We start from the raw sequence: 15,185 nt of genomic DNA on the forward strand, positions 1-15,185 counted from the left end.
GTGGGTCGGTCGATTCACCGTGGATCGGCGTCGTCTCCAGTCTCATGAGATATCCACCTCGCTGCCGAGCAGGCCCTGAGGACGCACGAGGAGGATGATCGCGGCGATCGCGTAGATCCCGACCTGGGACCACGGCGCGAGCCCGTAGTTGATCCCGAGCGCGGGGATCACGAGGCTCCACTGGATCAGGAACGACTGCGTGATCCCGAGGATCAGCCCGCCAAGCACCGCGCCTCTGATGCTGCCGAGCCCGCCGATGACGACCGTGAGGAACGCTGGCACGAGAACGTCGGTCCCGACGGTCGGGTTGACGACGGTCAGCGGGCCACCGACGACGCCGGCGACGCCAGCCAGCGCGGCACCGATACCGAACACCGCGATGTACGGCCGCGTGATCTTGATCCCGAGGAGTTGGACCATCTCCGAATCCTGGGTGCCCGCTCTCACGGTGAGCCCGAAGTCGGTGAACTCGATCAGCGCGTACACGAGCACAACCAACACTGCCGTGATGACGATCACCCAGAGCCGCCACTGGGGGAACCCGCCGACCAGCGGCAGCTGCACCGCCCCTGACGCCCACGCGGGCTGGGCGAAGCTTTGACTGTTGCCGCCGAAAAGCACCCTGAGAGCCTGCTGAACCACGATCGCGAGCCCGAAGGTGAGGAGGATCTGGTCGGTGTCGGGGCGGTCGTAAAACGGTCGTGCGACGAACCGTTCCATCGCCATCCCGAGCACGAAAACGATGATTGGGACGATGATCAACGCGGCCAGAAATCCCATGTCGAGCCCGAGCGTGCCGAATCCGAACTCGGCGAGCTGTCCCTGCGAGAACGTCGTTTCCTGGGAGACCAGAAGGCCGACGTAGAGTCCCACGACGTACAGCGCGCCGTGGGCGAAGTTCACGAACTTGAGCGTGCCGAGGATGATCGACAGCCCGATCGCCAACAGCACGTAGATCGCCCCCGTCTGGAGGCCGTTGAGGAGAATGCGGACCGTTTCGGCAAGGAGGCTCATCGAACGCTCCTGCTCTCGCTTCTCGGTCGTTCGCCACCGACGCCGAACTGCCGACGGTGGCAGGGAGATCGGTGGTACTTGACGGTACTGTTCGAGTCGGTCGCTGTTGGATCGTTCATTCTGTCGTCTTCTCTCGGCCGGTCGCTCGATCGTCGGTACCACATATTGCCCTCGAAACGCGGTGTGATGGGAGAACTACTCGTAGCTGCCGAGCTCGCACTCGGCCGCCGGGCCGGTGTTGCAGTCGTAGCCGACCTGGTCGCTGGGGACGAGGTTGACGAGATCCAGCAGGTCGCCCTCGCTCTGGTCGCCGGTCTGTTTCCCCTGGACGACCGGGACCGCCCGTTGAGCCTGGTGGTCGCATTTCCGCATCACTTCCTGGCCCAGACCGATGTTGTTGTACTCGTAACCCTCGAGCTGTCGGATGACTTCCGGCGGGTAGAACGTCCCAGCGCGTTCGGCGGCGGCCGCGTACTGGAGGATCTGTGCGTACGCGAGCTGTGCGACGCCCGGTGGTGGGTTGCCATACTCCTGCTGGAACGCGTCGGCGAACGTGTTCGATGGCTCGTTGTCGATCCCCGGATCCCACGCGGTCGTCCCGAACACGCCCGGGATCGCCTGTTTCGCGTTACCGGCCACCAGCTGGTTGTACAGCGGGACGACGATTTCCATGTTCTCCGTCAGACCCTGGTTGACGGCCTGCTTGAGCGAGTTCGCACCGTCGAGCCCGTACTCGTCGAGGAACAGCACGTCCGCGTCCGAGCTTTGGGCCTCCGAGAGGTACGAGGAGAAATCGGAGGTTCCCAGCGGCGTCGCCGTGTTGCCGACCTCGGTCCAGCCGGCCTCCTCGAAGAACTGCTTCATCGACGACTGGACGCTCTGGCCCCACGTGTAGTCGGCGTAGAGCTGGTAGAAGTTCAGGTCGTCCCCGTACTCCTCCGTCACCGGTGGCACGAGTGCCTGTGCGGTCGTGTATGCGTTGAACATCTCCCGGAAGGCGTACCGCCGGCAGTCCTTTCCGGTCGTGGCGTTCGAGTGGGTGAGACAACACTGGTACAGCACCTTCTCCTGTTGGGCCAGCGATTCGAGCGCGATCGCCACTGCACTCGACGACCCGCCGGTGAACATGATCACGTTGTCCCGATTGATCATCCGGCTGGCGGCGTTCCGTGCCGTGTCGGGGTCGGTCGCTGTGTCGCCCTCTACGAAGTCGATCTGCTTGCCGAGCACGCCATCACCGCTGAGGTCCTCGAAGTTGCCGACCCAGCCGCCGCCGTTGTTGAGATGGTTGATGGCGAGTTTGTACGCGTTGAGTTCGCTCGCGCCCTCTGCTTGGTAGGACCCGCTCTGGGGGACGGTGAGCCCGAACATCGCGGTATCGCCTTCGATCGGGAAGTTGCCGAGTGACGGGTAATCCCCGCCGCCACCGCCGGAACCGTTACCACCACCGCCGGAACCGTTACCACCACCACCGGACCCGTTGCTTCCACCGCCGCCACCGCCGGAACCGTTACCGCCACCACTGGAGTCGTTTCCGTCGCCACCACCGCCGAGACAGCCTGCCAAACCGGCGATACCGACGGTTCCCGATGCACCGGCCAGTTTGAGCACGTCACGGCGGGTCTGTCCTGTGTCCTCGCGTCGCATACCAGTTGCATGGAAGAAGAACATAATAATCTTTGCATCAGAACAATATCTGTGGTTGATCAATAAAGCAGGCGATTGATGCCACTCCTGGAACTGAATCGATACCGTTCGACACGTTGGACCGTCGAGACGGCTCGGTGAGGACGAGTGGACGGCTGTTTAGTCGGCCTGGACCTGGTCGCGGATCTCCTCGGGGACGCTCGGATCCCGAAGTGTGGTGGTGTTCCCCAGATCGTCACCGTTCGAGATGTTCTCGAGCAGTCGGCGCATGATCTTGCCCGACCGGGTTTTCGGGAGGTCGTCGACGAAGATGACCTCGTTCGGTCGCGCGAACTTCCCGATCTCCTGCTCGATCGCGCCCACGATCCGGTCGCGGACCGCCTCGCTCTCTTCGACACCCTCCCTGACGGTGACGTAGACGTCGGGGACTTCGCCCTTCTGGGCGTCCTCGCGCGCGGCGACCGCGGCCTCGGCGACGTCCTCGACCTCCGCGACGGCACTTTCGAGCTCCATCGTTCCCAGCCGGTGGCCGGCGACGTTCATCACGTCGTCGAGCCGCCCGAGAACACGATAGTAGCCGTCCTCGGCCTGGACCGCGCCGTCGCCCGCCTCGTACACCCAGTCGCTCGAATCGTCGGAATCCGTGTCCGAGAACCGCTCCCAGTACTCCGAGATGAACCGCTCGTCGTTGCCGTAGACGGTCTGGAGCATCCCGGGCCACGGGCGCTCGATGACGAGGTTGCCCGCCTCGTCGCTTTCGGTCGGGATCGCCTCGCCGTTGTCGTCGTAGATCGCGGGCTGGATCCCCGGTGCGGGGTGGCCCGCGCTGCCTGGCTTCATGTCTTGGATCGCGGGCAGGTTGGTGATGAGGTGGCCGCCAGTCTCGGTCTGCCACCACGTGTCGACGATGACCGCGCTCTCGTCGCCGATGTGCTTGTAGTACCAGAGCCACGCCTCGGGCTGGATCGGCTCGCCCACGGTGGTCATGTGTCGGAAGTCGAAGTCGTGGCCCTCGACGTGCTCCTCGCCCCATTTCATGAACTGACGCACGGCAGTCGGCGAGGTGTGGAAGATATCGACGTCGTAGGACTCGGCGATCTCCCAGATCCGGCTCTTGGTGGGATGATCGGGTGCGCCCTCGTACATCACCGTCGTCGTGCCCAGCGAGAGTGGGCCGTAGACGATGTAGGAGTGGCCGGTGATCCAGCCGATGTCGGCGGGACACCAGTAGGTGTCCTCGGGTTTGATGTCCTCGACGTACTTCGAGGTCCCCGTCACGTACGCGAGATACCCGCCGGTGCGGTGCTGACAGCCCTTCGGCTGGCCGGTCGTGCCGGAGGTGTACATCAAAAAGAGGGGGTCCTCGGCGTCGCGACTGACCGGCTCGACCGTCTCGCCGCGGTGGTCGTCCAGCAGCGCCGACATCATCGTGTAGTCGTCGCTGACGTCGACCTCCGGCTCGTCGTGGCGGGTCCACGCGAGGACCTCGGGATCACGGTCGGTCTCCGTCATGGCCTGGTCGGCCTTCTCGATGTGATCGAGGAACTCGCCGCGGCGGTAGTAGCCGTCGATCGTCACGATGTGATCCGACTCGGCGCTGCCGACGCGCTCGGCGAGCGCGTTCGCCGAAAAGCCCGCGAAGACCACGCTGTGGGGCGCACCGATCCGGGCACACGCGAGCATCGTGATCGGGAGCGCGGGCACCATCGGGAGGTGGATCGTGACGATATCGTCCTCTTCGACCCCGACCGATCGGAGTGCGGCCGCGGTCTCGTTGACCTGTTCGTGGAGATCGTCGTAGGTGATGTCGCGGGTCTCGCCGTCCTCACCCTCCCAGAGGATGGCGGTCTCGTCGCCACGCTCTGCGAGGTGGCGGTCGACGCAGTTGTGGCTCGCGTTCAACTCCCCGCCGACGAACCACTCGTAGAACGGTGGGTTGGAGTCGTCGAGCACCGTGTCCCACTCGGACTCCCAGTCGAGCATCTCGGCGTACTCCTCGAAGCCTGCGGGGAACTCGTCGAAGCGGTCGTAGATCGCGGGGTCGGCGGCGTTCGCCTGGTCGACGAACGATTCGGGCGGCTCGAAGTAGTCCTGTTCGGCGAGCCGCGACTCGATCGTGATATCCTCGTCTGACATGATTGTCCTCCAGTCGTGTGGTTCGGTGGTACGCCACATATCGTTAACGATACCCGCATTGTTTCGCGACACAAGAACTCGAATCGAAAATCCGGGCGTGTCGCCGTCGGTCGATCGGGCGTGTTCGGACGTCGACGCTTCCGTGATCAGGCGACGCCGACGGTCTCGCTGTACGAACCGTGGCGCGCCTCGAACACCCGCATGATCTCGCCCATCGACGTCCCGACCTTGACCGCGTCGACGATCGCCGGCATCGTGTTCTCGCCCGTCTCGATGGCGTCTTCGAGGTCCGCCAGCGCGTCCTCGACCTTCCCGTCGTCGCGTTCTGCTTTCACGTCGGCGAGGCGGGACTGCTGTCGTTCCTGGACCCCCTCGTCGACTTCGAGGATCTCCGGGCGGGTGTCCTCGTCCATCGTGTACTCGTTGACGCCGACGACGGTCTCCTCGCCTTCCTCGACGCGCTCTTGATACTCGAACGAGGCGTCCTGAATCTCGCGGTGGAAGTAGCCCTGTTCGATTCCCGTCAGGACGCCGTCTCGAACGGAGCCGTCGCCCATCTCGCGGATCTCCTCGATGTATTCCATCGCTTTCGCCTCGGTCTCGTCGGTCAGCGACTCGACCGCGAAACTCCCCCCGAGCGGGTCAACGATGTCGGCCGCACCGGATTCCTCGGCGATGATCTGCTGAGTCCGGAGCGCCACACGAACGGCGTCTTCGGATGGCAGCGCAAGCGCCTCGTCGTAGCTGTTGGTGTGGAGGCTCTGTGTTCCACCGAGCACGCCCGCGAGCGCCTGAACCGTCACGCGGGCGATGTTGTTGAGCGGCTGCTGGGCAGTGAGAGACTGACCCGCGGTCTGGGTGTGGAACTTCAACTGCTTCGATTTCGGGTCCTCGGCGTCGTACCACTCGTCCATCACGTTCGCGTAGATCCGGCGGGCGGCCCGGAACTTCGCGACCTCCTCGAACAGCGAGTTGTGCGAGTTGAAGAAAAAGGACAGTTGCGGGGCGAACTCGTCGATCTCGAGTCCGCGCTCCATCGCGTCCTCGACGTACGCGAACCCGTCGGCGAGGGTGAAGGCGAGCTCCTGAATCGCGGTCGAGCCCGCTTCCCGGATGTGATATCCCGAGATCGAGATCGGCTTGATCTTCGGGGTCTCTTCGACCGCGAACTCGACAGTATCAGTAACGAGTTCGAGTGAAGACTCGGGGGGCGTGACCCACTCTTTCTGGGCGATGAACTCCTTCAGCATGTCGTTCTGCATGGTCCCACGAAGTTTCTCGCGGGGCACGCCACGCTTGTCGGCGAGCGCGACGTACATCGCGAAGATCACGGGTGCGCTCGGGTTGATGGTGAAGGAGGTCGAGACCTCTTCGAGATCGATCCCGTCGAAGAGGATCTCCATGTCCCGAAGCGTGTCGACAGCGACGCCCTCTCTCCCCACTTCGCCGTCGGCCATCGGATCGTCCGAATCGATCCCCATCAGCGTCGGCATGTCGAACGCGGTCGATAGGCCGGTTTGCCCTTCGTCGACGAGGAAACGGAACCGCTCGTTGGTCTCTTCTGCGGTGCCGAACCCGGCGAACTGGCGCATCGTCCACGTCCGACCGCGGTACATCGTGGGGTAGACACCCCGGGTGTAGGGCTCCTCGCCGGGGTACCCGAGATCCTCCTCGTAGTCGATGTCCGCGACGTCGTCGGGGGTGTAGAGTCGGTCGACTTCGAGGTTCGAGACGGTGGCGAAGCGCTCCTGGCGCTCGCCGTGGCGATCGAGAACGGGGTCGAGCGTCTCCTCGCTCCACCGTTCTTTCTCCTCCCGAATTGCGGCGAGATCTTCATCGTCGTACATACTGGACGTTGTTACCGGGCCGGTAAAGAAGATTCGGGCATCGGTGTCGATCGAGCACGGATCGATACCGACGGACGGCCGAACGTCGACCACGACCCACTCCACAGCGGATCCGAGCGACGCCTCTCGGCCCTCGGCAACGAAACGCGGGTCGCCATCCACCGTGAGATCGCGGATGCCGAGGACGCGCTTTCCTTTTCGGACCTGCGCGAGCGAGTCGGGACCCGCGACTCGGGGAAGTCCGTGGGTTGGACGGGTGTTGGAACTGCGGAGAGGAGGGGTTTCTGGAACGCTACGCCGCTTCGCTCGTCACTCGGGAGTCATATTCGGATCCGATGACACACTCATTGCGCTATCGATGCAAATCCGTCGTCGAGATCCGCAACGAGGTCGTCGATATGCTCGATACCTACGGACATTCTGATGAGTGTATCGGTGATTCCGAGCGCCGATCGGGTTTCGGCTCCCAGCGGTTCGTGCGTCATCGCTGCGGGCAGTTGGATCAGCGACTCGACACCACCAACCGAAACTGCCAGTGAGAACTCCGAAAGCGATTCGAGAAATTCGATCGCATCGGACTGATCTCCCTGGATATCGAACGAAAGAATACCCCCGTAGCCGGACTGCTGGCGCTCGGACAGATCGTGTTGGGGGTGGGACTCCAATCCAGGATAGTGGACGGTATCCACCGCATCGTGGTCTTCCAAGTACTCTGCGATCACCAGTGCGTTAGCTTCGTGATCACGCATCCGGGCAGAGAGCGTTTTCGTCCCCCGGAGAAGGAGATATGCGTCGAATGGCGGCATCTGATTCCCCAATGCGATCTGTTGGAGGAATTTCATCTCTTCGGCTACCGTATCGTGATCGGTGACGACAGCACCGCCGATGGAGTCGGAGTGGCCGTTGAGGTACTTCGTCGTGGAGTGAGCGACCACGTCAGCACCGAGCGAAAGTGGTTGCTGGAAGTACGGAGAGAGAAACGTGTTGTCGACACCGAGCAGCGCATCGTTTTCGTGGGCAACGTTCGCTATCGTAGACAGATCACATATCCGCATGGATGGGTTCGTTGGGGACTCCATCCAGACCAGCTTCGTTTCGGGCTGGATGGCTGCCTCGACGTTCCCAGGGTCGGTTGCATCAACACTGGTCACTCGAACGTTCAACTGCTTTTCGAAGAAATCGGTCAGCATCCGTGTTGTACCTGCATAGAGGTCATCGAACGCGACGACGTGATCACCTGGCTCGACGGTGGCGAGAAACGTGGTCGCGATGGCAGCAGAACCCGACGCGAAACAGAAGCCGTGATCTGCCCGTTCGAGGCTAGCAATTCGCTTCTCAGCAGCGTGCCGTGTTGGGTTCGAGAGCCGACCGTAGAGGTATTCGCCGCGATCCGGGTCGACGTCTTCCAACGAGAGGTCGGAGTCGATACCGGGGAGGGTGTACGTAGAGGCCAGATGAATCGGGACCGTCACGTCTCCGGCACTCGTCTCTGCGGGATCTTCGCCGGTCGAGACACTCCGTGTCTCGAAACGAGGCTCAGTCTCTCTCTCCATGCCACTGCCACGGACAGCCACGCGATAAACGTGTGCAATTTCGGGTAATAAAAACCAATATTCGTATTACTTTCGATCATCACGCAACGATACTACCTCTGGATTCGTGGGTTGTGTGCTGCTTTCAGAACTTCTTCGCGATTCGGGGTGGAACCCGATCGCTCCCGGTAGTTGTCGAACCGCTCGTATTCGAAGTGTGTCCCGGATCGCCGATGCTGATAACGGTAGCAACACAAAAGCGACGACTGGTGGCGTGCAAACGGGGGACAGGCTGTCGAGAGGGTAGCGAAAGTCCATGAAATCGTGCCGATCCCGGTCGCGAACAGTTCGCCGAGCTCGGCGACGCGATCCGGGCGGAGACGGCGGCGTCGAGCGCTCAGTAGTGACCCATGACGCCCTTTCGCCGCGCGCGGCGCTGCGCCCGGTGGAAGGCGAGATAGCCGACGCCGAGATAGCCGACCGCGGTGGCGACGAGGATCGCGAGCTCGGTGACAGGAAGCTCCCAGAGCCGGACGCCATCGGTCATCGCGCGCCCGAGGAGGTGGCTGCCCTGGGCGAGCGGGAGCCATTTGAGGAGCGGGTACTGGGTGACCGGCGCGGCGATCAGGCCGATCAGCACGAACTGGACGATGTTGAAGGCGTTCTCGACCCGCTTGTAGAGCAGGGCGAGCGCCCCCATGGCGAACCCGACGCCGACCGCGGGTGCGACCGCGAGCCCGCCGAGGATCAACACCGTCACCGGTTCGATGACGAGGGACTGACCGGTCGTGGCGAGCATCAACGCGAGGATAAGCACTCCCCAGAGGAACGCCTCCAGTACGTTTACCGCGGTCTTGATCGCCATCACCCGCCCGAAGCCAAAGGGCGACATGAACAGCTGTTCGAGGGTGCCCCACTGTGACTCGCGAGTCACGTTCCACGCGAGCCCGGAATAGGCCGTGATCGAGACCGACCAGAGCATGTAGCCCACGATGATCCCCTCGATCGAGTTCGCGAGCGCCGCGCCCGCGATCGCGCGCCCGCCGAAGAAGATGATGAGGAAGACCAGATACATCACCCCGAACTGTGAGAGCGTGTTGACCGGGTAGCGCACGAGGAGGAGCGCGCGCTTTTTCGCGATCGCCCTGACGAGGGTCGCAAGGCTGGCGTCGGTGGTTGCGCCCGTTCCTGGGCTCGCGGTGTCCGTACTCATCCGTCCTCACTCCCAGTGAGTTCGAGGAACACGTCTTCGAGGTCGGGCTCAATCGAGTCGACCGACGCCGGCACGGTGTCTGCCTCTCGAAGCGCGTCCATCACGTCGTAGAGCGCGCGCCCGTCGGGCAGCGACACTGCAAAGCGTGCCTGATCGCCGACCGACTCGAACCCGTCGGCGTCGAACTCGGCTTCGAGCCGGTCGCGCACCCCGTCCGGGAGGTCGTCGACGGTGATGTGGTAGGCCTGGCTCCGGAAGAGATCGATGAGGCCGTCGACGGTGTCGTCGGTCACGACGCGGCCGTCGTTCATGATGATCACCCGGTCGCAGACTGCCTGCACCACGTCCATGTCGTGGCTCGACAGCACGACCGTCATCGATTCTTGGTCGGCGAGCCGGCGGAGCTCTCGCTGGAGTTCGAGCGAACTCTCGACATCGAGGCCGAGGGTGGGTTCGTCGAGGAAAGCCACCGAGGCGTCGCGTGCGAGGGTGCAGGCGAGCGACACCTTCTGTTTCATCCCGCGTGAGAGGTCGTTCACGGGCTTGTCGGCCTTCTCCGCGAGCGCGAGCTGGTTGAGCAGCCGATCGTGGCGGTCGGCCACCGCGGCGGGCCGCCGGCCGCTGAGCGCGGCGAAGAACTCCAAGTTCTCTCTAACGGTGAGCTTCCAGTAGACGTTCCGCGCACCTTCCAGCATCGCGCCGACTTGCCGGTAGGCCGCCCGTGGATCGTCGTGGACATCGACGCCGTCGATCGTCACCGTTCCGGCGGTGGGGACGACGAGCCCGAGCATCGCCTTGATCGTCGTGGTCTTTCCGGCCCCGTTCGGCCCCAGCAGTCCGACCACAGTGCCCGGTTCGATGTCGAACGAGACGTCCTCGACGGCGCGAACAGCGTCGTCACCGTCTCCGTAGGTCTTTTCGAGTCCCTCAACTGAAACCACGGAACGACTCCGTTCGTCGGATTGCTCGGTCGCTCGATCGCTCGCCTGTTCGTGTTCGAGCGGTGCGTTCGTGCTCATTCGATCACATTCCCATGGCCGCTATCATTAAACGTTTCCAGAGTTATATTTCTGTTTGATGGAACACATGTGTCGGGGGAGGAGTTCTCGGGACTATCTCGAATGCGACTTCATCGGCGGACACGGCGGGACCGTCGTTTCCGAGGATCCCCCTCCCGGGTCAGGGTCGCCGTTACAGTCGACACTGACACGCTCCAGTTGACGCTCGACGGGATGCTGAGCGTCGTCGATTTCGATCACGCAGCCGGGAACGCGTAGCGTCACGGGCGTCTCTACCTGCTCTAAGAACGATCGACGGTGGCGGCTCGCGCGGCCGCGTCGCTCACTCGGCTTCGTTCAGTCTGGTGATCGTCTGCACCAGGGGATGGTGGGCGTAGTCGACGACGCAGATGTCTTCGATCGATTCGAGCCCCTCCTTGCGCGCGGTTTCGGCCATTCCGAGCTCGACGCTCTCCCCGAGTACGATCACGTAGGCGTCGGACTCCTCGATCCCCTGGCGGTCGGCAGCCTTCACGCGGTGGTGGCCGTCGGCGAGCAGGAGATTCCCCCCGTTGTCGATGACGACGAGAGGTTCGGCGAGACCGTGTTCGAGTTCGTATCGCCGGCCTTCGAGTTCGTCGGCGTACACCTTCGACTGGGTTGGTGTGAGGTCGTCGAGCGCGACCCGACGGCGCTCTTCTCGCGTCCCGATCTCGTGGATGTTTTCGAGGGTGCGCGAGAGCTTGCCGACCTTCTCGGGGGTGGCGCGCTCGATCTGGCTCCGGATCACGTCGGCGTTCGAGATGATCCCGACGAGATTGCCGGCGTCGTCCACGACGGGGAGTTTCTGGATGCCCGAGCGGAGGATGACCCGTGCGGCGTCGTCGAGATCCATCTCGGGGTGGGCGACGACTAGATCCTCGGACATCACCGTGAAAACGGCGGCGTTGTCCGCGGCGAGCAGGAGGTCGCGGGCGGTGACGAACCCCTCGCACCGCCGGCCGTCACACACCGGAAAACCGCTGTGTTCCTCGTCGCTCTCGGCGACGCGGCGGGCGACCGACGCGACCGTGTCGTCGGGCGAGACCGTCACGACGTCGCGAGTCATGTAGTCGCTGACCCGCGGTGTGCCGGTGTCGGTGGCCATTGGGTGTGTGATCGTCGTCGCCGGACAAAAACCTCTCGTTCAGGTGGCTCAACCGTCGTCGGTCGTTTCGCGACGTTCGTCATCGTCGCCGGACGCCTCCTCGGGGTCGCTATGGTTCCTACTCGTTCCGTCGCCCGCATTCGTTTCGACCGCCTCGCCCGTCTCGTCCGCCCCAGCCAGCTCGGTCGCTCCCGCGGTCACGTCGGGCGTCGTCGTTGTCGGCTCCACGTCCGGCCGCGATTCGATCGCTCCGAAGAACCGATCGTTGATGACGTCGTGGACGATCCCTGAGAGCGCGGTCTCGTCGGCGTCGCCGAGCAGTCCGAGCGGGAGCTGTGCGCCCGCCATGTCGGCGTGGCCGCCGGCACTCCCGATCCGATCGAACGCGTCCCGGAGCGTCTCGCCGATGTCGAGACCGCCACCCCGCGTCCGGCCGGAGCAGTAGATCGTGCCGTCGATGATCCCGTAGACGAGCGTCGTTCGGATGTCTTCGATGTCGAGGAGCTGGTCGGCGGCCTGGGCGAGCGCGTCGCGCTCGTGGAGGTCGTCGATGTAGCTCACCAGCACCGAACCCGAGACCTCGCGGTTCGAGATCGCGCGCGCGATCGTTTCGAGCGTCTCGGCGCTCATGCTCGGCGTCTCGACCTGCTCCAAGATGTCTTCGTCTGCGTACGGGAGCAAGAACGCAGCGGCGTCGAAGTCCACGGTCGACACCTCGCGCTGGAAGTCCTTGGTGTCGACCCGAATGCCGTAGAGCAGCGCTGTCGCCACCGTGCTGTCGATCTCGATCCCGAGTCGGCCGAGATAGTCCACGAGGAGGGTGCTGGTCGCACCGACGTCGCTCCGGAGGTCGACGAACCGCGCTTCGACCGGCGCGCGCGGCGGATGGTGGTCGATCAGCACGTCGATAGGGGTGTCCTCGGGGAGCTGGTCGTTGACTCCCGGCCGCGAGTGATCGACCAGCGCGATCCCGCCGTACTCGTCGATGTCGTCGGGCGCGAGCTCGCGCATCTCGATGTCGAGCAGGTTGACCATCGCGCGGTTCTGTTGGTGGGTGATCGCGCCGAAATAGCAGACCTCGGCGTCACAGCCGGCCGCTGCGGCGATCCGGCGGAGCGCGAGCGCGCTCGCGATCGCGTCGGGATCGGGGTTGTCGTGGGTCACGATCGCGAGCGGGCCGTCGATCGTGCGGAGCACCCGCCAGAGCCGGCGGGGGCGCATGCTCTCCTCGCCGATACGTTCGAGGAGTTCGGTCGCCGCGGTCGTCGCCGACGTGATCGTGCGGTCGGCGATCGACTCGATCGCGAACCGGCGGTCGTCGGTCGGTTCTTCGCCGGTGTACGCCAGTACGAACGCGTTCGGGTGGGTTTCGCGTGCCGCCGTCGCGGCGGCTTCGTTGGTTGCAGGGTCGTCGCTCGCTACGACGACGACGTCGACCGGTTTGTCGAGGTCGGCGAGCGTCGCGGGATCGGTCGGGTCGGCTCGTCGCGCCGCGACGCGGTCGCTTCGTAGCGTCTCGACGCGGTGCTCGTCGGTGCAGAGCACCGTGACGCCGCCGGGACGATCGCCGAGCGCGTCGACCAGAATGCGCCCGACCGAGCCACATCCCAGCACGAGCCGCGAGACCATGCCCACCGATGGACGCCACGATGGTTAAAACCCTCCGCCAGCATCCGGATCATGCCGCCGGATCGTCGTCGAACGGACGACCCACCACCGTTCCGCTCCCGCCCCGGTTTCAAAGGCTTTGTAACGACTGGCCGCGCAGGACGGACATGACCGAAACCGTTGTCGTGCTCGGTGCTGGCTACGCCGGCGCTGGGGCGATCAAGAGCCTCGAAGACGCCCTCGACGACGAGGCCGACATCATCTGGCTCTCCGATCACGACCACCACCTCGTGCTCCACGAGGCCCACCGGTGCATCCGGGACCCGAGCGTCCGTCAGAACATCACGATCCCGGTCGAGGAGATCAAATCCCCACACACCCGCTTCATCGAGGGCGAGGTCACCGATCTCGACTGCGACGACCGAGAGATCGCGCTTGCCGACGGCTCGACGGTCGACTACGACTACGCGCTGGTCACGCTGGGTTCGCAAACGGCGTACTACGGGATCGACGGTCTCGAAGCGCACTCGTTCACGCTCAAGAGTCTCGACGACGCGCTCGAGATCCACGACGAAGTGAAGGAAGCCGCCCGCGACGCCACTCCCGACGACCCGGCACAGGTCGTCGTCGGCGGTGCGGGCCTCTCGGGCATCCAGACCGCGGGCGAGATCGCGGAGTTCCGTGATCTACACCACGCCCCGATCGAGATCACGCTCGTCGAGGCCTTAGAAGAGATCTTCCCGGGCAACGATCCCGAACTCCAGGGCGCGCTCAGAAAGCGTCTGCTCGAACGCGACATCGAGATCTCGACCGCCGACCCGATCACCGAGGCCGACGAAGACGTGATCCACTTCGAGTCGGACGCAACGCTCGAACACGACGTCTTCGTCTGGGCCGGCGGGGTTACGGGTCAGGACGCGATGGGCGGTACAGAACTCGACAACGAGCACAACCGCGTCAACGCCGCAGCGACCTTCGAGACGAGCGACGATCGGGTGTTCGCGCTGGGCGATTCGGCGATCGTCGATCAGCCCGAGGGTCCGTGTCCACCGACCGCCCAGGCCGCGTGGCAGGCCGCCGAGGTCGCCGGCGAGAACGTCGCGCGCGCGCTCCACGGCCAGCCGCTGACGTCGTGGACTCACGAGGACAAGGGAACGCTGGTATCGGTCGGCGAGAAGGCGGTCGCGCACAACGTGGTCAACGTCCCGATCAACACCTTCGGCGGGCCGGCCGCGAAGTTCCTGAAGAAAGCGGTCGCCGCGCGGTGGATCCGGGACATCGCGGGCTCGTCCCGGGCGGCGCGCGCGTGGCCCGACATGTAGCGGTTCGGGACCGACAACACATCTCTACGCCGTCTGCTCCTTTCTCGGTCGCTGTAAATGGGCCCTGTCGGATTCGAACCAACGACCACTCGGTGTCTCATGTCATCCGAGGGTCGCACTGAGACGGCGGTGCATACCTTCAGATGTCAGTATGAGCCGAGCGCTCTTACCACTGAGCTAAGGGCCCTTGATTGGTTTCTTCCTGTGTCTGGCCCTTTAGCTTACCGAATGTGCTTTCGGCGATCCACGATCGGATAAAAATGGTAAAATCACTCCGCTCGCCACGTTGCGCGCCGAAAGAAGCGCCGTCGTCAGATTCCGGCGGGATCTGACGGGCCGTGAGATTTCGCAGAAATCTCACGCCGTCGTGAAAACTCGATGAGTTTTCACGGGTCGTAAAATCGCGGAGCGATTTTACACCGTCGCGAGACTACGTCTCGCGGGCCGTGAATTTCCGAAGAAAATTCACGCCGCCGCCAGGGCTCGAACGCCGAAAGACGGTCGGCCTCACTTCGTTCGGCCGCTGCGACTTTCGAGCCCGACCCCTGTCGGGTTGCGCTTTCACGGCGCGCTGGTGACTCGCTCCGCTCGTCACGTTGCGCGCCGAAAAGACGCCGCCGCCAGGGCTCGAACCTGGGACAACCTGGGTAACAACCAGGTGCTCTACCAACTGAGCTACGGCGGCTCTACTCCATCCTAACGCGAGTTCGTTCATAGCCGT

Annotated in this window: 11 protein-coding genes and 2 tRNA genes; 2 read left to right on the forward strand and 11 right to left on the reverse strand. The window is 64.0% G+C overall.

The genetic code is table 11. The features are described 5' to 3' along the window. Window positions 1-42: 42 nt before the first annotated feature. From C450_RS16935 to C450_RS16950, 4 genes are all read right to left on the reverse strand, one after another. Window positions 43-1,014: a branched-chain amino acid ABC transporter permease gene (locus C450_RS16935; protein ID WP_005045516.1), complete on the reverse strand. Its 972-nt coding sequence runs from the start codon at window positions 1,012-1,014 to the stop codon at window positions 43-45. A 195-nt stretch (window positions 1,015-1,209) separates the two neighbouring features. Further along, the gene (locus C450_RS16940; protein ID WP_005045517.1) at window positions 1,210-2,661 is read right to left on the reverse strand and encodes a substrate-binding protein; all 1,452 of its coding nucleotides are present in this window, start codon (window positions 2,659-2,661) and stop codon (window positions 1,210-1,212) included. Window positions 2,662-2,820: 159 nt separating this feature from the next. Then, window positions 2,821-4,797, reverse strand: coding sequence for an acetate--CoA ligase (acs, locus tag C450_RS16945; RefSeq protein WP_005045518.1), 1,977 nt, complete (start codon window positions 4,795-4,797; stop codon window positions 2,821-2,823). Window positions 4,798-4,943: 146 nt separating this feature from the next. Beyond that, on the reverse strand, window positions 4,944-6,644 hold the full coding sequence (locus C450_RS16950) for a methylmalonyl-CoA mutase family protein (protein ID WP_005045519.1): 1,701 nt from the start codon (window positions 6,642-6,644) through the stop codon (window positions 4,944-4,946). Here C450_RS16950 and C450_RS23730 point away from each other — a divergent pair. Further along, the gene (locus C450_RS23730) at window positions 6,558-6,983 is read left to right on the forward strand and encodes a DUF7347 domain-containing protein (protein ID WP_440717302.1); all 426 of its coding nucleotides are present in this window, start codon (window positions 6,558-6,560) and stop codon (window positions 6,981-6,983) included. The two genes, C450_RS16950 and C450_RS23730, sit on opposite strands and share 87 nt — an antisense overlap. Window positions 6,984-6,988: 5 nt before the next feature. Here C450_RS23730 and C450_RS16955 read toward each other — a convergent pair whose 3' ends face one another. From C450_RS16955 to C450_RS16975, 5 genes are all read right to left on the reverse strand, one after another. Continuing rightward, window positions 6,989-8,197 carry a trans-sulfuration enzyme family protein gene (locus C450_RS16955; protein WP_005045520.1) on the reverse strand — a complete coding sequence of 403 codons (1,209 nt, stop codon included), beginning with the start codon at window positions 8,195-8,197 and terminating at the stop codon, window positions 6,989-6,991. Window positions 8,198-8,573: 376 nt separating this feature from the next. After that, the gene (locus tag C450_RS16960) at window positions 8,574-9,389 is read right to left on the reverse strand and encodes an ABC transporter permease (protein ID WP_005045522.1); all 816 of its coding nucleotides are present in this window, start codon (window positions 9,387-9,389) and stop codon (window positions 8,574-8,576) included. After that, on the reverse strand, window positions 9,386-10,408 hold the full coding sequence (locus C450_RS16965; protein WP_005045524.1) for an ABC transporter ATP-binding protein: 1,023 nt from the start codon (window positions 10,406-10,408) through the stop codon (window positions 9,386-9,388). The genes C450_RS16960 and C450_RS16965 overlap by 4 nt, the downstream gene beginning before the upstream one ends. 322 nt (window positions 10,409-10,730) lie before the next feature. Further along, the gene (locus C450_RS16970; RefSeq protein ID WP_005045526.1) at window positions 10,731-11,534 is read right to left on the reverse strand and encodes a CBS pair associated ParBc domain-containing protein; all 804 of its coding nucleotides are present in this window, start codon (window positions 11,532-11,534) and stop codon (window positions 10,731-10,733) included. 48 nt (window positions 11,535-11,582) lie between these two features. Further along, a complete protein-coding gene (locus tag C450_RS16975; RefSeq protein ID WP_005045527.1) occupies window positions 11,583-13,163 on the reverse strand; it encodes a DHH family phosphoesterase in 1,581 nt (526 codons plus the stop codon). Between the two features lie 146 nt (window positions 13,164-13,309). Between C450_RS16975 and C450_RS16980 the strand changes: the two genes are divergently transcribed. Next, window positions 13,310-14,464 carry an NAD(P)/FAD-dependent oxidoreductase gene (locus C450_RS16980; protein ID WP_005045528.1) on the forward strand — a complete coding sequence of 385 codons (1,155 nt, stop codon included), beginning with the start codon at window positions 13,310-13,312 and terminating at the stop codon, window positions 14,462-14,464. Between the two features lie 58 nt (window positions 14,465-14,522). Here the strand turns inward: C450_RS16980 and C450_RS21780 are convergent. Continuing rightward, a tRNA-Ile gene (locus tag C450_RS21780) sits at window positions 14,523-14,651 on the reverse strand. A 425-nt stretch (window positions 14,652-15,076) separates the two neighbouring features. Next, a tRNA-Asn gene (locus C450_RS16985) sits at window positions 15,077-15,149 on the reverse strand. Between the last annotated feature and the right edge of the window lie 36 nt (window positions 15,150-15,185).

It is taken from the genome of Halococcus salifodinae DSM 8989 (assembly GCF_000336935.1).
Taxonomy (GTDB): Archaea; Halobacteriota; Halobacteria; order Halobacteriales; family Halococcaceae; genus Halococcus; species Halococcus salifodinae.